Below are 19071 nucleotides of genomic sequence, written 5' to 3'. Positions count from 1 at the left end.
GAGGGCCGGCGTCGGCAACTGCCCCAGCTCGGCAGTGAGCCTTTCCCAACCTCAGTTCCAGGCGTTGAAATGGAGGGTGAGGACTGCTTGACGAGTGCGGTGATGCGGGTGGTGCCGCACCGGAGTCTTCCCAGGAGGCACCAGGTTTTGAGGGTGGCCATGGCGTGTTCGCCGAGCGCGCGGATCTTGGCGTGGGAGCCGTTGACGGACGGCCTGCTGACGTAGGTTTTGTCGGCCTACCAGGGAATCGGGATCGGGCCCGCGCGCGGGGATGCCACGGCGGATCCGTCCGCCGAGCCCCCGAACCGGCGACGCCTGAACAGAAGATGTCCGAACCAACCCAACTCACGCTGATTTGAGAGCGTTCGAGCGCATCCGCCGACCCGATCGGGTCAACTATTGCCAGAACGAGTTCTTCCGGGACTGCTTTCCGGGACGATGCGGCGAGGACCGTGAGACGCGCGGCCCGAAACCCTCCGTCCTGGGAGGACCCCATGAGAAAACGCGCAGCCGTGCTGTGCGGCGCCGCGGTCGTCGTGGCCGGGACCGTTGCGGCCGTCCCCGCCGACGCCAGCGCCCCCAGAGCCGCCGACACCGCTCCCGCGGCGAAGCTCACCTGGAAGAACTGCGGCACCACCGACTACCCGACGCTCCAGTGCGCGTCCCTCAAGGTGCCGCTCGACCACCGCGATCCCTACGGGCGGCAGATCACGCTCGCCCTCTCGCGCGTGCAGCACACCGCCGAGACGAGCCAGGGCCCGCTGCTGGTCAACCCCGGCGGCCCCGGCGGCAGCGGCCTCACGCTCGCCGGGTTCGTCGCGACCTCGCTGCCGAAGGCGGTCGCCGCCCAGTACGACGTCATCGGCTTCGACCCGCGCGGGGTGGGCAAGAGCAAGCCCGCCCTCGACTGCGAGCCCGGCTACTTCAACCCGGTGCGCCCCGACTCGGTGCCGAGCACCCCGGCGCTGGAGAAGGCCAATCTGCGGCGCGCCCAGTCCTTCGCGGCGGCCTGCGGAAGGAAGTACGCGGACCTGCTGCCGTACATCAACACCGTCCAGGCCGCGCAGGACATGGACTCCATCCGCGCGGCGCTCGGCGCCCAGAAGACCAGCTACTTCGGCTACTCGTACGGCACCTACCTCGGCGCGGTCTACGCCAAGCTGTTCCCGCAGCGCGTCAAGCGCCTGGTCCTGGACTCGATCGTCGACCCGACCGGCGTCTGGTACGAGGACAACATCGGGCAGGACTACGCCTTCAACGACCGGCACCGGGCGCTGATGTCCTGGATCGCCAAATACAACTCGACATACAAGCTGGGTACCGACCCGGAGCAGATCGAGGCCAAGTGGTACGCGATGCGCAGGGCGCTCGCGAAGCAGCCGGCCGACGGCAAGGTCGGCGCCTCCGAACTGGAGGACACCTTCATCCCCGGCGGCTACTACAACGGCTACTGGCCCTACCTGGCGGGGGCGTTCGCGTCCTATGTGAACGACAAGAACCCCGAGCCGCTGGTGGAGGCGTACGAGAACTTCGCCGCTGTGAACGCGTCCGGGGACAACGGCTACAGCATCTACGCCTCGGTGCAGTGCCGTGACGCCTCCTGGCCGCGGGACTGGAACCAGTGGCGCAAGGACAACTGGCGGGTGTACGAGCGGGCGCCGTTCATGGCCTGGAACAACGCCTGGTACAACGCGCCGTGCGCGTTCTGGCCGACGGACTCGCTGCGGCCGGTCAACGTCGCCAACGGCAAGCTGCCGCCGGCGCTGCTGTTCCAGGCGACCAACGACGCGGCGACGCCGTACGTGGGCGGTCTGACGGTCCACCGGCTGCTGGCCGGCTCGAGCTTCGTGGTCGAGCAGGGCGGCGGCAACCACGGCATCACGCTGAGCGGGAACGCCTGCCTGGACAAGTACCTCGCCAACTACCTGTCGAACGGCACGGTGCCGCGCAGCGGGCGGGAGATCGACGCGGTCTGCCCGAAGCTGCCCGATCCCGAGCCGCTGACCGCGAAGGCGGCGTCGACGTCCGCCCGCGGCTCGGCCCTGCACGGCCTGGTCGGCTTCCGCGGCTGAGAGGCCCACGGCCTGCTCGGGGGCGGTCGTTGTCAGACCCGTGGTCCACCATGGACGCATGAGTGAGCTGACCAGGATCACCGCCCCCGACGGGGTCTTTCCCGCCGCCCAGTACAGCCATGTCGTCATGGGCACGGGCCGCTTCGTCGCGATCGCCGGCCAGTTGGCCCTCGACGAGAACGGCAGGCTCGTCGGCGAGGGCGACGCCGAGGCCCAGGCCCGTCAGGTCTTCGCCAACCTCCGCCGCTGCCTTGCGGCGGCCGGCGCGACCTTCGACGACGTCGTCAAACTCACCTACTTCGTCACGGACATGGCGGACATGCCCGCGATCCGCGAGGCCCGGGCCGCACACATACCGGACGACCGCCTCCCCGCCGCGTCCGCGGTCCAGGTGGCCTCCCTGGTCCGCCCCGAGTTCCTGATGGAGATCGAGGCGTTCGCGGTCGTGAGCACCTGAGCGGCACCTGAGCGATCGGCGGGGCCTGTACCTCAGGGCGCTCCGCGCACCTGACACGCTGTCAGCGCTGTTTCGGGATGCGGGACAGGGCCCGTACCGCCGCCTCCGCCAGGGCCGGGTGGGCCAGGGCCTCGCTCAGGACGGGGCGGGCGCGGGCGTCCTCCAGGGTGCCGAGGCCCTCCACGCAGGCGAGGGCCACACGGCGGTAGGGGTCGTGGGGGTGCAGGCGTCGCCGCAGGGTGGTGATCAGGGCCGGTACGGACTCGGGGGCGCGCAGCCGGGTCAGGAGGCGGACCGGGTGCAGGGCGTAGGCGACGCGGAGTTCGTTGGTGGCGAGGGCGGCGGCCGCGCGTGCGGTGCGTGGGTCGCCGAGACGGGCGAGGGCGTACGCGGCGGAGGCGCAGCGCTGCGGATCGCGGTGGTTCAGGAACAGGACGAGGGATTCGAAGGCACGGCGGTCGCCCGCGAGACCCAGGCGGACCGCGGCCAGCTCCCGGGCCCACAGCGGCTGCCCCGGCTCGGTGAGGACGCCGGCCAGCTCGTCGGGGTCCTCGCTCGCCATGAGCCGGTCGTAGCGGGCGGACCCCGCGGACTCCTGCCGTAAACGCTCCGTGAGTGATCGCAACTCTTCGTCCATGGCACCGAGATTAGTGGGGAGCGCCGATCCGCCGGGACGTACGTCACAAACACGGGGGGCTGGCGCGCTCGTTACCCACCGGTTAAGCTCAGACGAGCGAGTCACCCACTCGCATCGCGACGACGGCCTGGTGACGCAGCCGCCGTCAGAGCAGTCGGTTCGGTACTCATGTACCGCAGCTCGACCCGGCCCCGGGACAGGGCCGGTCGGACGCCGCCGTTCGCTCCGGGCGTGTGCACGCCCACGGCGACGGCACCGGGCGTGTGCGCTCGCAGCCCGGCAACACCCGCACTTCTCCACGCACCCGGTGCGCCCGGGCCCGCTTCGGCCGGCCCTGATCCGGCGCACCCGGGCGCGCTCCCAGTCGTCACCCTCATTCCTGGAGTCCCGCGATGGCCACTCCCCTGTCCGACCCTTCCCTGCCCCCGCTGAAGACCATTGCCGTCGTCGGTCTCGGCACCATGGGCACCGGTATCACCGAGGTCCTCGCCAAGGCCGGCCGCGAGGTCGTCGGCATCGACATCAGCGAGGCCGCGGCCGGCAAGTCCCTCGCCGCGCTTGAGGCGGCCACCGCCCGCGCCGTGGAGCGCGGCCGGCTGACCGAGCGGGAGCGCGCCGACGTGCTGGCCCGCGTCCGCACCTCCACCGATCTGCGCGCGGCGGCCGACGTCGACCTGGTCATCGAGGTGGCGCCGGAGTCGTACGCGATCAAGCACCAGATCTTCCGTGAGCTGGACGGCATCGTGCGACCGGAGACGATCCTGGCGACCGGCACCAACGCCCTGTCGGTGACCCGGCTGGCCGCCGACTCGGCCCGTCCGGAGCGCGTGCTCGGCCTGCACTTCTTCAACCCGGCGCCCGCGATGAGGCTGGTCGAGGTCGTCTCCTCGGTCCTGACCGCGCCCGCCGCCGTCACGGCCGTCACCAACCTCGCCCTGGACCTCGGCAAGGAGCCCGTCGCGGTCGGCGACCGGCCCGGGTTCGTCGCCGACGGGCTGCTGTTCGGCTACCTCAACCAGGCCGCCGCGATGTACGAGGCCAAGTACGCCTCCCGCGAGGACATCGACGCCGCGATGCGCCTGGGCTGCGGTCTGCCGATGGGCCCGCTCGCCCTGCTGGACCTGATCGGCGTGGACACGGCCCGTACGGTCCTGGAGGCCATGTACGCCGAGTCCCGCGACCGGCTGCACGCCCCGGCCCCGATCCTGGGGCAGTTCAGCGAGGCGGGCCTGACCGGCCGCAAGTCGGGGCGCGGCTTCTACACCTACGAGGCCCCCGGCAGCGCGACCGTCGTGCCCGACGCGCTGACGCCCCTGACCGGCGACCTGGGTGTCCCCGGCCGCCCGGTCCGCGCGGTCGGTGTCGCGGGCTCCGGCACCATGGCCTCCGGCATCGCCGAGGTGTTCGCCAAGGCGGGCTACGACGTCGTCCTGGCCGCCCGCAGCGAGGAGAAGGCGCAGGCCGCCAGGGCCCGGATCGGCAAGTCGCTCGCGCGCTCGGTCGACAAGGGCCGGCTGACCGCCGAGGCGGCCGCCCAGACGCTGGAACGGATCACCCCGGCCGGCTCGTACGAGTCCTTCGCGGACGTCGACCTGGCGGTGGAGGCGGTCGCCGAGGACCTGGAGATCAAGCGGCAGCTGTTCCAGACGCTGGACAAGGTCTGCAAGCCTGGCGCGGTGCTGGCCACCACGACCTCCTCGCTGCCGGTCGTCGCCTGCGCCCGCGCCACCTCGCGTCCGCAGGACGTGATCGGCATGCACTTCTTCAACCCGGCGCCCGCGATGAAGCTGGTCGAGGTCGTCCGCACGGTGCTGACGGCCGAGGACGTCCACTCCACGGTCCGCGAGGTCTGCGTCAGGATCAGGAAGCACGCGGTCGACTGCGGCGACCGTGCGGGCTTCATCGTGAACGCCCTGCTGTTCCCGTACCTCAACAACGCGATCAAGATGGTCCAGGAGCACTACGCGTCCCTGGACGACATCGACGCGGCGATGAAGCTGGGCGGCGGCTATCCGATGGGGCCCTTCGAACTGCTGGACGTCGTCGGGCTCGATGTGTCCCTCGCGATCGAGAAGGTCCTGCACCGCGAGTTCCGCGACCCGGGCCTGGCCCCGGCGCCGCTGCTGGAGCACCTGGTGGCCGCGGGCTGCCTCGGCCGCAAGTCCGGCCGCGGCTTCCGCGAATATGCCCGCCGCTGACGGCGTCGGCGACTGGTTCACAGCGGAAGCGGACTGGGGCGGACTGCTCGACCCCGGCGGTCGGCCCCCGCCCGCCCGAGCCGGCGTCCCCCCGTCCGCGCGGGGCGGGGGAACCCCGGTACCTGCGCGGCACGCTGCGGACATGCAGTACGTTCGGGTCATGTCCCAGCCCGCCAGGTCCTCACGTACACCAGCCACGCCCGACGCGCCGGAAAGTGCCGCAGGCAGCCGTGCCGCCGCCCAGCGGCTCAAGATGCGCCGAGAACTGGCGGCCGCGGCCATGGAGTTGTTCGCGACCAAGGGGTACGAGGCGACCACGGTCGACGAGATCGCCGCCGCGGCCGGGGTCGCCCGCCGCACCTTCTTCCGCCACTTCCGCTCCAAGGAAGAGGCGATCTTCCCCGACCACGACGACACACTGATCCGCGCCGAGGCCGTGCTCAACGCGGCCCCGGCGCACGAGCACCCGCTCGACACGGTGTGCCGCGGGATCAAGGAAGTCATGCGGATGTACGCGGCCCGGCCGGAGATCTCGGTCGCCCGCTACAAGCTGACGCGTGAGGTGCCGACCCTGCGCGAGGCGGAGATCGCGTCGGTGGCCCGCTACGAGCGCCTCTTCACCCGCTATCTCCTCGGCCACTTCGACGAGCACGCGCACGACGACGACGCCAACGACGACCCGCTGCTCGCGGAGGTCGCCGCGTCCGCCGTGGTCACCGCCCACAACCACGTGCTGCGGCGCTGGCTGCGGGCCGGCGGGCAGGGCGACGTGGAGGCGCAGCTGGACCACGCCTTCGCGATCGTGCGCAGGACGTTCGGCACGGGCATCGGAGCGGGCCGCTCGACGGCACCGAAGCCGGCTTCCTCTCCCGCGTCGGTCTCCGCGCAGGGCGAGGTCCTGGTCGCCGTGGCGCGCACCGACGCCCCTCTGGACGAGGTCATGCGGACCATCGAGCAGGCGCTGAAGGAGCGCTGAGCGCCTCGGGCGACTGTGACGACGGCCACCCTTCGGGGTGGCCGTTTTGGCATGTCAGGCCCCCCTTTCAGACACATTTCAAGCCGCGTTCGATCGATCATCGCTCATTTGTTACGTAAAGATTTCATCTGAGAACACATTCCTGGCACTCAGTGCCTTGTCACCTGACACGCGGTGTCATACGTTGATGGTGTCGGGCTGTCCCGGCAGGCCCACCGCCTGCGTGCCCGGCGCCTGCGTCACAGGCAACCTCCCGCGCCACAAAGCGCTGCCGAAGCACCACCGCCGAACCGACGGCACCTCCCGAGACCCTCAGCAGCACACCGACGTAACCCTCAGCGTCCCTCCCTCAGGACGCCCATCGCCGGAGGCAACACCGTGACCGTGAAGGACATCCTGGACGCGATCCAGTCGCCGGACTCGACGTCCGCCGACTTCGCCGCCCTGCCGCTCCCCGAGTCGTACCGCGCGATCACCGTGCACAAGGACGAGACGGAGATGTTCGCGGGCATGCAGACCCGCGACAAGGACCCGCGCAAGTCGCTCCACCTGGACGAGGTTCCGCTGCCGGAACTCGGCCCGGGCGAGGCCCTGGTGGCCGTGATGGCCTCCTCGGTCAACTACAACTCCGTGTGGACCTCGATCTTCGAGCCCCTGTCGACCTTCGGGTTCCTGGAGCGCTACGGCAAGGTCAGCGAGCTCACCAAGCGCCACGACCTGCCGTACCACATCATCGGCTCCGACCTCGCCGGCGTCGTCCTGCGCACCGGCCCCGGCGTCAACGCCTGGCGGCCCGGTGACGAGGTCGTCGCGCACTGTCTGTCGGTCGAGCTGGAGTCCAGCGACGGCCACAACGACACCATGCTCGACCCCGAGCAGCGCATCTGGGGCTTCGAGACCAACTTCGGCGGCCTCGCCGAGATCGCGCTGGTCAAGTCCAACCAGCTGATGCCCAAGCCGGGCCACCTGTCCTGGGAGGAGGCCGCCGCTCCGGGCCTGGTCAACTCCACCGCCTACCGCCAGCTGGTCTCCCGCAACGGCGCCGCCATGAAGCAGGGCGACAACGTCCTGATCTGGGGCGCGAGCGGCGGCCTGGGCTCGTACGCCACCCAGTTCGCGCTGGCCGGCGGCGCCAACCCGATCTGTGTCGTCTCCAGCCCCGAGAAGGCGGAGATCTGCCGTTCGATGGGCGCCGAGAACGTCATCGACCGCAACGCCGAGGGCTACCGGTTCTGGAAGGACGAGCAGACCCAGGACCCGAAGGAGTGGAAGCGTTTCGGAAAGCGCATCCGCGAGCTGACCGGCGGCGAGGACATCGACATCGTCTTCGAGCACCCGGGCCGCGAGACCTTCGGCGCGAGTGTCTTCGTCACCCGCAAGGGCGGCACCATCACCACCTGCGCCTCGACCTCGGGCTACATGCACGAGTACGACAACCGCTACCTGTGGATGTCCCTGAAGCGGATCATCGGCTCGCACTTCGCCAACTACCGCGAGGCCTGGGAGGCCAACCGGCTCATCGCGAAGGGCAAGATCCACCCGACGCTCTCCAAGGTCTACTCCCTTGAGGACACCGGGCAGGCCGCCCACGACGTGCACCGCAACGCCCACCAGGGCAAGGTCGGCGTGCTGTGCCTGGCCCCCGAGGAGGGCCTGGGCGTGCGCGACGAGGAGATGCGCGCCAAGCACGTCGACGCCATCAACCGCTTCCGCAACATCTGAGACACCCGGGGTCATAGATGACTGAGCGTCAGAGCGCCGACGGGGCGCGGGAGAAGGACCGGCCGTGGCTCATGCGCACGTACGCCGGGCACTCCACCGCCGAGGCGTCCAACGAGCTGTACCGGCGCAACCTCGCCAAGGGGCAGACGGGCCTCTCCGTGGCCTTCGACCTGCCGACGCAGACCGGTTACGACTCCGACCACATCCTCGCCCGCGGCGAGGTGGGCCGGGTCGGCGTGCCGATCGCGCACCTCGGTGACATGCGCCGGCTGTTCCAGGACATCCCCCTGGAGCAGATGAACACCTCGATGACGATCAACGCCACCGCCATGTGGCTGCTGGCGCTCTACCAGGTCGTCGCCGAGGAGCAGGGTGCGGACATCACCCGGCTCCAGGGCACGACCCAGAACGACATCGTCAAGGAATACCTGTCGCGGGGGACCCATGTCTTCCCGCCGGGGCCCTCACTCCGGCTGACGACGGACATGATCGCGTACACGGTCTCCCACATACCGAAGTGGAACCCGATCAACATCTGCAGCTACCACCTGCAGGAGGCGGGCGCCACACCGGTCCAGGAGATCGCGTACGCGATGTCCACCGCGATCGCGGTTCTCGATGCCGTACGCGACTCAGGGCAGGTCCCCGCCGAGAAGTTCGGGGACGTCGTGGCCCGTATCTCCTTCTTCGTGAACGCGGGCGTCCGCTTCATCGAGGAGATGTGCAAGATGCGGGCGTTCGGGCGGATCTGGGAGAAGATCACGCTCGAGCGGTACGGCATCGAGAACCCCAAGCAGCGCCGCTTCCGCTACGGCGTCCAGGTCAACTCCCTCGGTCTGACCGAGGCGCAGCCGGAGAACAACGTCCAGCGGATCGTGCTGGAGATGCTGGCCGTCACCCTCTCGAAGGACGCACGCGCGCGTGCCGTGCAGCTGCCGGCCTGGAACGAGGCCCTGGGCCTGCCCCGCCCCTGGGACCAGCAGTGGTCGCTGCGCATCCAGCAGGTGCTCGCCCACGAGAGCGACCTGCTGGAGTACGAGGACATCTTCGAGGGCTCGAAGGTGATCGAGGCGAAGGTCGCGCAGCTGGTCGAGGACTCCCTCGCCGAGATCGAGCGGATCCAGGAGATGGGCGGCGCGATGGCCGCCGTCGAGTCCGGCTACCTCAAGTCGCAGCTCGTCTCCTCCCACGCCGAGCGGCGGGCGCGTATCGAGTCCGGCCAGGAGAAGATCGTCGGCGTCAACATCTTCGAGACGACCGAGCCCAACCCCCTGACCGCCGATCTCGACACGGCCATCCAGACCGTCGACCCGGCCGTCGAGGCCCGCGTCGTCAAGTCGCTGCGGAACTGGCGGGACACCCGCTACCAGCCGCCCTTCAACCACCCCCGCCCGTGCAAGGCGCTGGAGAAGCTGAAGGAAGCCGCGCGCGGTACGGACAACCTCATGGAGGCCACCCTGGAGTGCGCCCGCGCCGGGGTCACCACCGGCGAGTGGGCCGGGGCCCTGCGCGAGGTGTTCGGCGAGTTCCGGGCGCCCACCGGAGTGTCGTCCGCTCCGGTGGCCGTCGCCGCCGCGGAGGGCTCGGCGCTGAGTGAAGTGCGTCGCACCGTGGACGCCACCGCCCGCGAGCTCGGCGTCGGCAAACTGCGTTTCCTGGTCGGCAAGCCCGGTCTGGACGGGCACTCCAACGGCGCCGAGCAGATCGCGGTGCGGGCCCGCGACGCCGGGTTCGAGGTCGTCTACCAGGGCATCCGTCTGACGCCCGAGCAGATCGTGGACGCGGCCCTCGCCGAGGACGTGCACGCGGTCGGCCTGTCGATCCTCTCCGGCTCGCACGCCCAGCTCGTGCCGGACGTCCTGGAGCGGCTCCGTGTGGCGGGTGCCACAGATATACCCGTCATCGCCGGTGGGATCATCCCCCATGGTGACGCCGAGCAGCTCAGGGCCGCGGGCGTGGCCGCGGTCTTCACCCCGAAGGACTTCGACATCACCGGGATCATCGGCCGCATCGTCGACGAGATCCGGAAAGCGAACAAGCTCGACCCCCTGGAGGTCCCCGCATGACCGTCAACCGTCTCCGCCCGCGGCGCTCCTGCCTGGCCGTGCCGGGCAGCAACCCCCGCTTCCTGGAGAAGGCCCAGGGTCTCCCCGCCGACCAGGTCTTCCTGGACCTGGAGGACGCGTGCGCCCCGCTCGCCAAGCCCGAGGCGCGGCACACCATCGTGAAGTTCCTGAACGAGGGTGACTGGACGGGCAAGACGAGGGTCGTGCGCGTCAACGACTGGACGACCGAGTGGACGTACCGCGACGTCGTCACGGTCGTCGAGGGCGCCGGCCAGAACCTCGACTGCATCATGCTGCCGAAGGTGCAGGACGCCCAGCAGATCGTCGCCCTCGACCTCCTGCTGACCCAGATCGAGAAGACGATGGGCTTCGAGGTCGGCAAGATCGGCATCGAGGCGCAGATCGAGAACGCGCAGGGCCTGAACAACGTCAACGAGATCGCGACGGCGTCCCAGCGCGTCGAGACGATCATCTTCGGCCCGGCCGACTTCATGGCCTCCATCAACATGAAGTCGCTGGTCGTGGGCGAGCAGCCGCCCGGCTACCCGGCGGACGCCTACCACTACATCCTGATGAAGATCCTGATGGCCGCCCGCGCCAACAACCTCCAGGCGATCGACGGCCCCTACCTGCAGATCCGCAACATCGACGGCTACCGCGAGGTGGCCCAGCGGGCCGCGGCCCTCGGGTTCGACGGCAAGTGGGTGCTGCACCCGGGCCAGGTCGAGGCGTCCAACGAGATCTTCTCGCCCTCCCAGGAGGACTACGACCACGCCGAGCTGATCCTGGACGCGTACGACTACTACACCTCCGAGGCGGGCGGCAAGAAGGGCTCGGCGATGCTCGGCGACGAGATGATCGACGAGGCCAGCCGCAAGATGGCCCTGGTCATCTCCGGCAAGGGCCGGGCGGCCGGCATGCAGCGCACGTCGAAGTTCGAGACCCCCGACAACTGAGGAGCCCTGAGCGCGATGCAGTTCGGACGCACCTACGAGGAGTTCGAGGTCGGGGCGACGTACAAGCACTGGCCGGGCAAGACGGTCACGGAGTACGACGACCACCTGTTCTGTCTCCTCACCATGAACCACCACCCGCTCCACATGGACGTCAACTACGCCGAGAACACCACGGACTTCGGCAAGAACGTCGTCGTGGGCAACTACGTCTACTCCCTCCTGCTCGGCATGTCCGTGCCGGACATCTCCGGCAAGGCGATCGCCAACCTGGAGATCGAGTCGCTCAAGCACGTGGCGCCGACCTTCCACGGCGACACGATCTACGGCGAGACGACCGTGCTCGACAAGTGGCCGTCCAAGTCGAAGAACGACCGCGGCATCGTGCACGTCGAGACCAAGGGCTACAAGCAGGACGGCACGCTCGTCTGCGTCTTCCGCCGCAAGGTGATGGTGCCGACCGAGACGTACATCAAGGAGCGCGGCGGCGAGCAGCCCGGCCGCCCCCAGCTCAAGCAGCAGGAGAAGTAGCCATGGCCCGTCTCGCCCAGACCGCCGGTCTGACCGACATCCAGCAGGAGATCCTCTCCACCGTCCGCGACTTCGTGGACAAGGAGATCATCCCGGTCGCCACCGAGCTGGAGCACCGCGACGAGTACCCGCAGCAGATCGTCGACGGCCTCAAGGAACTCGGCCTGTTCGGCCTGATGATCCCCGAGGAGTACGGGGGTCTGGGCGAGTCGCTCCTCACCTACGCCCTGTGCGTGGAGGAGATCGCCCGTGGCTGGATGTCGGTGTCCGGCATCATCAACACGCACTTCATCGTGGCGTACATGCTCAAGCAGCACGGCACACAGGAGCAGAAGGACCACTTCCTGCCGCGCATGGCGGCCGGCGACGTCCGCGGCGCCTTCTCGATGTCGGAGCCGGGCCTCGGCTCGGACGTGTCCGCCATCACCTCCAAGGCGGTCAGGGACGGCGACGAGTACGTCCTCAACGGCCAGAAGATGTGGCTGACGAACGGCGGAACGTCAAGTCTGGTCGCCGTACTCGTCCGAAGTGATGAAGGACACCCCGAGGGCACCGCGCCCCACAAGTCGATGACGACCTTCCTGGTCGAGAAGGAGCCCGGCTTCGGGGAGGTCCGTCCGGGCCTCACCATCCCCGGGAAGATCGACAAGATGGGGTACAAGGGCGTCGACACGACCGAACTCGTCATGGACGGCCTGCGGATTCCGGCCGACCGGGTGCTCGGCGGCGAGACCGGCCGAGGTTTTTACCAAATGATGGACGGCGTCGAGGTCGGCCGGGTGAACGTGGCGGCGCGTGGCTGCGGCGTCGCTCAGCGTGCCTTCGAACTCGGCGTCCAGTACGCCCAGCAGCGGCACACGTTCGGCAAGCCGATCGCCCAGCACCAGGCCATCCAGTTCAAGCTGGCCGAGATGGCCACCAAGGTCGAGGCCGCCCATGCGATGATGGTGAACGCCGCACGCAAAAAGGACTCCGGCGAACGAAACGACCTCGAGGCCGGAATGGCGAAGTACCTGGCCTCGGAGTACTGCAAGGAGGTCGTGGAGGACGCCTTCCGGATCCACGGCGGTTACGGCTTCTCCAAGGAGTACGAGATCGAGCGCCTCTACCGCGAGGCGCCGATGCTGCTGATCGGTGAGGGTACCGCTGAAATCCAGAAAATGATCATCGGTCGCAGACTGCTCGAAGAGTATCGGTTCCAGGGTTAGATGTCCGGATACGGGGTGTTTTCTTGGAGAAGAAGATCACACCCCGTAGGCACTCTTCGGTCGCCGACTCGGCTTCCTGGCTTGCCCAGTTGTGGTCCGCGACCGGTACGATCCCGGGAAAGCCGCCGTCCCCCGTTACAGCGCGGCATCATCCGCTACGAAGGTCATCCATGCCCCACAGCCAAACCTCTGCACCACGCGACAGCCTGGCAGGCGTACGTCTTGCGCGCGGAGCATCGCCGTGGCTTCTCCCGACCGTCGCCACCGCAGCCCTCAGCCTGGTCCGCGCCCGCCGCTCCGGCGTCGCCAAGGCCGTGGCCGTGCCCGCCACCGCGCTCGCGGCCGGCATGCTGTGGTTCTTCCGCGACCCCGAGCGCGAGATCGCCCCGGGCCGGGTCATCTCGCCCGCCGACGGTGTGGTGCAGAGCATCATGCCGTGGAAGGACGGCCGGACCCGCGTCGCGATCTTCATGAGCCCGCTCAACGTCCACGTCAACCGCGCGCCGCTCTCCGGCACGGTCACGTCGGTCGAGCACATCCCCGGCGGGTTCGTTCCGGCGTTCAATAAGGAGAGCGAGAACAACGAGCGCGTAGTCTGGCATTTCGACACCGAACTCGGCGACATCGAGATGATCCAGATCGCCGGCGCGGTGGCCCGCCGCATCGTGCCGTACGTCCCGCAGGGGACGAAGGTCGAGCAGGGCGACCGCATCGGTCTGATCCGCTTCGGCTCGCGCGTCGACGTCTACCTGCCCGAGGGCGTGGAGGTCGCGGTCGAGGTCGGTCAGAAGACCGTGGCTGGGGTGACTCGCATTGACCGTGATTGATCCTGATACCCAGGCGGGCTGGGTGCCCGAGGCCGACGAGGTGGACGAAGAGGAGGAGATGCCCCTCTCGCTCCGCCTCTCAATAGCGGACACCCTCACCCTCGGCAACGCCACGTGCGGGTTCATGGCGGTGTACTTCACCACCACCGGGATCCTCATCCCGCACCTCACCGGCGACCAGGAGACCGGAATGGCCCGCCACAGCGCGGCCACCGCGGTGATCCTGATGCTGTGCGCGGCCGTCTTCGACCTGTTCGACGGCCTGGTCGCGCGCAAGCTGCGCTCCTCCCCCATGGGCGCGGAGCTGGACAACCTCTCCGACCTGATCAGCTTCGGTCTGGCGCCCGCGTACTTCGTCCTCGTCTACGGCATGGTCGCGGACGACGCACACCAGAGAGTGGCCGCGGTCGGGGCAATCGTGGTGCTCCTGGCCGTCGTCCTGCGGTTGGCGCGCTTCTCGTGCGTGACGGTGCCCAACGGGATGTTCCAGGGCATGCCCTCGCCGTTCGGCGCGCTGACGGTCGTGTCGATCGTCCTGCTGGAGCTGCCCTTCGTGGCGACGCTGCTGGCGATCCTGGGCACGGCCTGGCTGATGGTGAGCCGGGTGGAGTACCCGAAGCCGCGGGGCCGTCTCGCGGTGGCGATGCTGTCCTGGATCGTCGTGTCGATGGGGCTGCTCGCGGCCTGGGCGTTCGACGCGCCGAGCGGACAGCTGCTCCTGCAGACGGGCTGCGCGCTGCAGCTGGTCACGGGCGCGGTCATCCCGCTGTTCGCCACGGCCCGCCGGGTGAACAACTTCCGCGACAACCGGCGCGAGGCCCGGGCGGCACAGCTGCCGTAGCGGATCGTGTACGACGGTGCAGGGCCCCCGGCCGGTCGGCTGGGGGCCCTGCACCGTTCCGGGGGCGGTCAGCTGGTGTCCGGGGGACCGTCGGCTGAGCGTCCGGGGCCCGTCAGCTGAGGAAGTCCCGTCCGATCTGTTCCGCCACCCGCTCCAGGATCGGCCCGGCGTCCGCGATGCACTTGGCGATGTCGGGCTCGGCGTCCGTCAGGGGATACACCCGTCGGATGCCCGCCCGTCCCAGCGCCTCCGGCGGCAGCGCGAGGCGGCCGCACACCGCGACGACCTCCTTGTCCGCCGCCCGGGCCGCCGCCGCGACGCCGACGGGAGCCTTGCCGTGCAGGGTCTGTTCGTCGAGGGAGCCCTCGCCGGTGATCACCAGCGTGGCCCATTCCAGCGCCGGGGCGAAGCCCAGCACCTCCAGCATGACCTCGATGCCGGGGCGGAAGCGGGCGCCGAGCAGCAGGGCGCCGAAGCCGATGCCGCCGGCGGCGCCCGCGCCCGGGGACGCGGCGTACTCGGCCGCGTGCGCGCCGGCCGTCTCCTGCAGCACCTTCGCGTAGTGCGCCAGGGCCGAGTCCAGGATCTCCACGTCGTCCGGGGAGGCGCCCTTCTGCGGGCCGTAGACGGCCGGGGCGCCCGTGGGGCCGGTCAGCGGGTTGTCGACGTCGCTGGCCAGGATCAGCTCCACGTCCGCCAGCCGCGGGTCCAGGCCCGACAGGTCGGCGGACGCCAGCTCGGCGAGGCCGCCGCCGCCCGGCGGCACCGACTCCCCGTCCGCGTCCAGGAACCGCGCGCCGAGAGCCGAGAGCATGCCCGCGCCGCCGTCGGTCGTCGCGCTGCCGCCGACGCCGAACACGATCGTGCGCGCGCCCGCGTCCAGCGCGGCCCGCAGCAGCTCGCCGGAGCCGTACGTGGAGGCCGTGAGCGGCGCGAAGACGCCCCGGGGCAGCCGCTGGAGCCCGCTCGCCTCCGCCATCTCCACGACCGCCGTGCCGGCCCTGAGCGCGAACGCGGCGGTCACCTCGTGCCCGAGCGGCCCGGCGACGCGCACCTCGCGGCGCTCGAAACCGGCCGCGACCGCCGCGTCCACGGTCCCGTCGCCGCCGTCGGCGACGGGCAGCGCCTCCACCTCCACGCCCGGCACGGCCCGGCGCAGCCCGGCCGTCACGCGCTCGGCGACCTGCACGGCCGTGAGCGACCCCTTGAACTTGTCCGCGGCGATGAGCACGCGCTGTGTCACCTGTTTCCCCTCGCTCTCCGGGCCCCGAGGCATGTCAGGGCCAGTCGCGCCGCTGTGACCTTAACCGGAGCACACCCCCGCCGTCATGCACCGCCCGGTCCCTGAGAACGGCGTGGGAGGGACGTACGAGCGGCGTGTCAGGCGACTGTGCGGACGGCCGGGACCGCGCACGCGCCCCCGGAATTGGGTAAACCGGAGCTATGACCCCTGTGGGCACTGAGCCAGAGCTCGCCGACCGCGTCCTCGGGGGCTGGCTGGGCCGGATCGCGGGCAACATGCTCGGCAAACCGGTCGAGCAGGGCGACCTGTGGACGCGGGACCGCATCGACCGCTATCTGCGGCAGGCCGCCGCCCTGCCCCTGACCGACTACCTCCCCGAGCCGGCCGTCGAGAGCGACGGCTTCGAGCTGCGCCCCGAGTGGCGCCAGTGCGTGCGCGGCCGGATCCACGGCAGCTGCCGGGACGACGACGTCGACTACGCCATCCTCGGCCTCGACCTGCTGGAGACCCACGGCTTCGGCTTCAGCACCGAGCAGGTCGGCGACCTGTGGCTGCTGAGACTGCCGTACCTGCAGACGTTCACGGCGGAACGAGCGGCGTACCGCAACCTCGCCAACGGGCTGAAGCCGCCGCTGACGGCCACCTACGACAATCCGTACCAGGAGTGGATCGGCGCCCTGATCCGGGCCGACATCTACGGCTGGACCTGCCCGGGCGTCCCGCGCCGCGCCGCCTCCCTGGCCCGCCGGGACGCGGTGCTCTCGCACACCGGCAACGGCGTGTACGGGGCGATGTGGGCGGCGGCGCTGATCGCGGCGGCGTTCACGGCGCCGACGGTCCGGCACGCGGTGGACCAGGCGCTGGCCGTCATCCCCGCCTCCAGCCGGCTGGCGCGCACCGTTCGCCGGGTCGTCTCGCTCCACGACACCCGGATGACCTGGGAGGACACGCTCGCCACCGTCGGCGAGGAGACCACCGGCCTCGGCTGGATCCACACCATCCCCAACGCGGCCGTGCTCACCGCGGGCCTGCTGTACGGCGACGGCGACTTCACCCGCACCATCACCCTCACCGTCCGCGGCGGCCTGGACACCGACTCCAACGGCGCGACGGCCGGCTCGGTGGCGGGCGTCCTCACCGGGGCCGAGGCGATCCCCGACCAGTGGAAGGACCCGCTGGAGGACACGGTCCGCAGCGCGGTCTTCGGGTTCGACGGGGTGCGGATCAGCGAACTGGCCGAGCGGACGCTGCATCTGGCGGAGGCGGAGAGCTGACCCGTGCGGCTGGTTACCCTTCCTGTGTGACCAGCTCCGAAGAATTCGCCGCGTACCTCGCGGGCCTGCCCCGCATCCTCTCCGGCGCCGCCGCGCTCTTCCGTGACACGGAGGGCCGGGTGCTGCTCGTCGAGCCCAACTACCGTGAGGGCTGGGCGCTGCCGGGCGGCACCATCGAGTCCGACGGCGGCGAGACCCCGCGTCAGGGCGCCCACCGCGAGACGCTGGAGGAGATCGGCCTGGACCGCGAACTCGGACGGCTGCTCGCGGTGGACTGGGTCTACCGGCCCGGCTTCCCGCCGCTGGTCGCCTACCTGTACGACGGCGGGATCCTGACCGAGGACGACCTCAAGGCGATCCGGCTGCAGGAGGAGGAACTCCTGTCCTGGCGCCTGGTCGCCCGCGAGGACCTCGGCGACCACCTCCTGGGCACCCTCGGCGACCGCGTCCTGGTCGCCCTGGACGTGCTGGACGAGGGGTCCGGAACGGCCGAGCTGGAGAACGGCCGCCGAGCGCACGGATAAGCGGTCGCCCCGCCCCGGCACGCCCCCTACCCTCGGCCCCATGACCAAGCCCCTCGTCGCCATCCTGAGCGGCGCCGGTATATCGACCGACTCCGGCATCCCCGACTACCGCGGGCCGAACGGGCTGTGGCGGAAGGATCCCGGGGCCGAGAAGCTCGTGACGTACGAGTACTACATGGGGGACCCCGAGATCCGGCGGCGGTCGTGGCGGATGCGGCGCGCGAACCGGACGCTGCTCGCCGAGCCGAACGCCGCGCACCGGGCCGTGGCCGAGCTGGAGAAGTCGGGCGTGCCGGTGCGGGTGATCACGCAGAACGTGGACGGGCTGCACCAGCTCGCCGGGATGCCGGCCCGCAAGGTGCTCGAACTGCACGGCACCGCACGGCAGGTGGTGTGCACGGGCTGCCACGCGCGGGGCTCGATGGAGGACGCGCTCGCCCGGGTCGAGGCCGGTGAGGAGGACCCGCCGTGCCTGGAGTGCGGCGGCGTCCTCAAGTCCGCGACCGTCATGTTCGGTGAGCGGCTCGATCCGGTGGTGCTCGGTGAGGCCGTCGCCATCAGCAAGGCCTGCCAGGTGTTCATCGCCGTCGGCACCAGCCTGCAGGTGCAGCCCGCCGCCGGGCTCGCGGGCGTCGCCGCCGACCACGGGGCGCGGCTCGTCATCGTCAACGCCGAGCCGACGCCGTACGACGAGATCGCCGACGAGCTCGTACGGGAGCCGATCGGCACCGCGCTGCCGGAGCTGCTGCGCCGGCTGAGCACGGAGGGCGACGGCTAGGCGCTCTCGGCCTCCGATGCCCGCAGCACCCGTACGCCGGCCTCCTCCAGCGCGGCGCGGGTCGTGGCGTCGGTCGGGGTGTCGGTGACGAGGACGTCCAGTTCCTCGGGGTCGCAGATCTTCACCATGCCGGTGCCGGGGAACTTGGAGCCGTCGGCGAGGAGCGCCACCTTGTCGGCGGCGGCGATCATGGCGCGCCGCGCGGGCACCTCGGCGACCGTGGTGTCCATGACCTGCCCGCCGGCCCGCACCCCGCAGGCGCCCATGAAGAGCCAGTCGGCGTGCACCTGGCGGAGGTTGTCCTCGGCCATGAAGCCGTCCAGCATGCGTGACTCACGGATGACCATGCCGCCGAGCAGCATCAACTCGACGGTGTCGTCCGGGAGGAGTTCCTCGTACACGGCGAGGTTGTTGGTGACGACCGTGATCCGGCGTCCGTGGAGCCGGCGGGCGAGCCGGTGGACGGTGGTGCCGGAGTCGAGGATCACCGACTGGCCGTCCTCGATCATCGCGGCGGCGCGGGCGGCGATCGCGTCCTTCCCCGGCACCCGCGCCTCGGCGGCCTCGGCGAAGGGAGCCGGTTCGTCCTCGACGACCGCTCCCCCGTGCACCCGGGTGAGCAGTCCGTCCGCCTCCAGCTTCAGGAGGTCGCGGCGGACGGTCGCGGCGCTGGCTCCGAGCTGATCGGAGAGGTCCGTCACGGTGACGGTGCCGCCGGATCGCAGCGCCCGCAGGATCAGTTGGTGTCGTTGTTCGGCCAGCAC

At 70.4% G+C, this 19071-nt stretch carries 17 protein-coding genes and 1 pseudogene; 14 read left to right on the top strand and 4 right to left on the bottom strand.

The window, feature by feature from the left end:
- Positions 1–51: 51 nt before the first annotated feature.
- Positions 52–206, bottom strand: a pseudogene (locus MKW14_RS00870) (IS5/IS1182 family transposase); the annotation flags it as partial.
- Positions 207–494: 288 nt separating this feature from the next.
- Here MKW14_RS00870 and MKW14_RS00865 point away from each other — a divergent pair.
- Both MKW14_RS00865 and MKW14_RS00860 read left to right on the top strand, forming a co-directional pair.
- Positions 495–2072 (top strand): alpha/beta hydrolase, encoded by a 1578-nt coding sequence (locus tag MKW14_RS00865; RefSeq protein ID WP_240858134.1) that lies wholly within the window; start codon positions 495–497, stop codon positions 2070–2072.
- Between the two features lie 58 nt (positions 2073–2130).
- Complete coding sequence (locus MKW14_RS00860; RefSeq protein WP_240858133.1) at positions 2131–2529, top strand: RidA family protein; 399 nt, start codon at positions 2131–2133, stop codon at positions 2527–2529.
- Between the two features lie 61 nt (positions 2530–2590).
- On the opposite strand, the gene MKW14_RS00855 is transcribed toward MKW14_RS00860, so the two are convergent.
- Positions 2591–3166 (bottom strand): adenylosuccinate lyase, encoded by a 576-nt coding sequence (locus MKW14_RS00855; protein ID WP_240858132.1) that lies wholly within the window; start codon positions 3164–3166, stop codon positions 2591–2593.
- 392 nt (positions 3167–3558) lie between these two features.
- Here MKW14_RS00855 and MKW14_RS00850 point away from each other — a divergent pair, with 392 nt between their 5' ends.
- The 9 genes from MKW14_RS00850 (at position 3559) to pssA (ending at position 14488) form a co-directional block, all read left to right on the top strand.
- Entirely contained in the window at positions 3559–5364 is a 1806-nt protein-coding gene (locus tag MKW14_RS00850; protein WP_240858131.1) for a 3-hydroxyacyl-CoA dehydrogenase family protein, read from the top strand.
- Positions 5365–5524: 160 nt separating this feature from the next.
- The gene (locus MKW14_RS00845) at positions 5525–6340 is read left to right on the top strand and encodes a TetR family transcriptional regulator (RefSeq protein WP_240858130.1); all 816 of its coding nucleotides are present in this window, start codon (positions 5525–5527) and stop codon (positions 6338–6340) included.
- Between the two features lie 384 nt (positions 6341–6724).
- Positions 6725–8062: a crotonyl-CoA carboxylase/reductase gene (gene ccrA, locus MKW14_RS00840; protein WP_240858901.1), complete on the top strand. Its 1338-nt coding sequence runs from the start codon at positions 6725–6727 to the stop codon at positions 8060–8062.
- Positions 8063–8079: 17 nt separating this feature from the next.
- Entirely contained in the window at positions 8080–10128 is a 2049-nt protein-coding gene (locus MKW14_RS00835) for an ethylmalonyl-CoA mutase (protein ID WP_240858129.1), read from the top strand.
- Positions 10125–11084 (top strand): HpcH/HpaI aldolase/citrate lyase family protein, encoded by a 960-nt coding sequence (locus MKW14_RS00830; protein ID WP_240858126.1) that lies wholly within the window; start codon positions 10125–10127, stop codon positions 11082–11084. The genes MKW14_RS00835 and MKW14_RS00830 overlap by 4 nt, the downstream gene beginning before the upstream one ends.
- Positions 11085–11099: 15 nt before the next feature.
- Complete coding sequence (locus MKW14_RS00825) at positions 11100–11612, top strand: MaoC family dehydratase (protein WP_240858125.1); 513 nt, start codon at positions 11100–11102, stop codon at positions 11610–11612.
- Between the two features lie 2 nt (positions 11613–11614).
- The gene (locus MKW14_RS00820) at positions 11615–12820 is read left to right on the top strand and encodes an acyl-CoA dehydrogenase family protein (protein WP_240858124.1); all 1206 of its coding nucleotides are present in this window, start codon (positions 11615–11617) and stop codon (positions 12818–12820) included.
- Positions 12821–12990: 170 nt separating this feature from the next.
- Positions 12991–13647 carry a phosphatidylserine decarboxylase gene (locus tag MKW14_RS00815; RefSeq protein WP_240858898.1) on the top strand — a complete coding sequence of 219 codons (657 nt, stop codon included), beginning with the start codon at positions 12991–12993 and terminating at the stop codon, positions 13645–13647.
- A 22-nt stretch (positions 13648–13669) separates the two neighbouring features.
- Entirely contained in the window at positions 13670–14488 is an 819-nt protein-coding gene (gene pssA / locus MKW14_RS00810) for a CDP-diacylglycerol--serine O-phosphatidyltransferase (protein WP_030936949.1), read from the top strand.
- Between the two features lie 112 nt (positions 14489–14600).
- Here the strand turns inward: pssA and MKW14_RS00805 are convergent, their stop codons facing one another.
- Positions 14601–15719: a glycerate kinase gene (locus MKW14_RS00805; protein ID WP_240858897.1), complete on the bottom strand. Its 1119-nt coding sequence runs from the start codon at positions 15717–15719 to the stop codon at positions 14601–14603.
- 212 nt (positions 15720–15931) lie between these two features.
- On the opposite strand from MKW14_RS00805, the gene MKW14_RS00800 reads away from it, so the two are divergent.
- The 3 genes from MKW14_RS00800 to MKW14_RS00790 are packed head-to-tail and all read left to right on the top strand — an operon-like array spanning position 15932 to position 18307.
- Complete coding sequence (locus MKW14_RS00800) at positions 15932–17005, top strand: ADP-ribosylglycohydrolase family protein (protein WP_240858123.1); 1074 nt, start codon at positions 15932–15934, stop codon at positions 17003–17005.
- Positions 17006–17031: 26 nt separating this feature from the next.
- Entirely contained in the window at positions 17032–17529 is a 498-nt protein-coding gene (locus tag MKW14_RS00795; protein WP_240858122.1) for an NUDIX domain-containing protein, read from the top strand.
- Between the two features lie 40 nt (positions 17530–17569).
- A complete protein-coding gene (locus tag MKW14_RS00790) occupies positions 17570–18307 on the top strand; it encodes an SIR2 family NAD-dependent protein deacylase (protein ID WP_240858120.1) in 738 nt (245 codons plus the stop codon).
- Here MKW14_RS00790 and MKW14_RS00785 read toward each other — a convergent pair.
- On the bottom strand, positions 18304–19071 hold the full coding sequence (locus tag MKW14_RS00785; RefSeq protein WP_240858119.1) for a DeoR/GlpR family DNA-binding transcription regulator: 768 nt from the start codon (positions 19069–19071) through the stop codon (positions 18304–18306). The genes MKW14_RS00790 and MKW14_RS00785 overlap by 4 nt on opposite strands.

Source organism: Streptomyces gilvus (assembly GCF_022513565.1).
GTDB lineage: Bacteria > Actinomycetota > Actinomycetes > Streptomycetales > Streptomycetaceae > Streptomyces > Streptomyces gilvus.
Note: the sequence above shows the minus strand (reverse complement) of the source record. Positions and strands in the feature narration are given on the sequence as shown.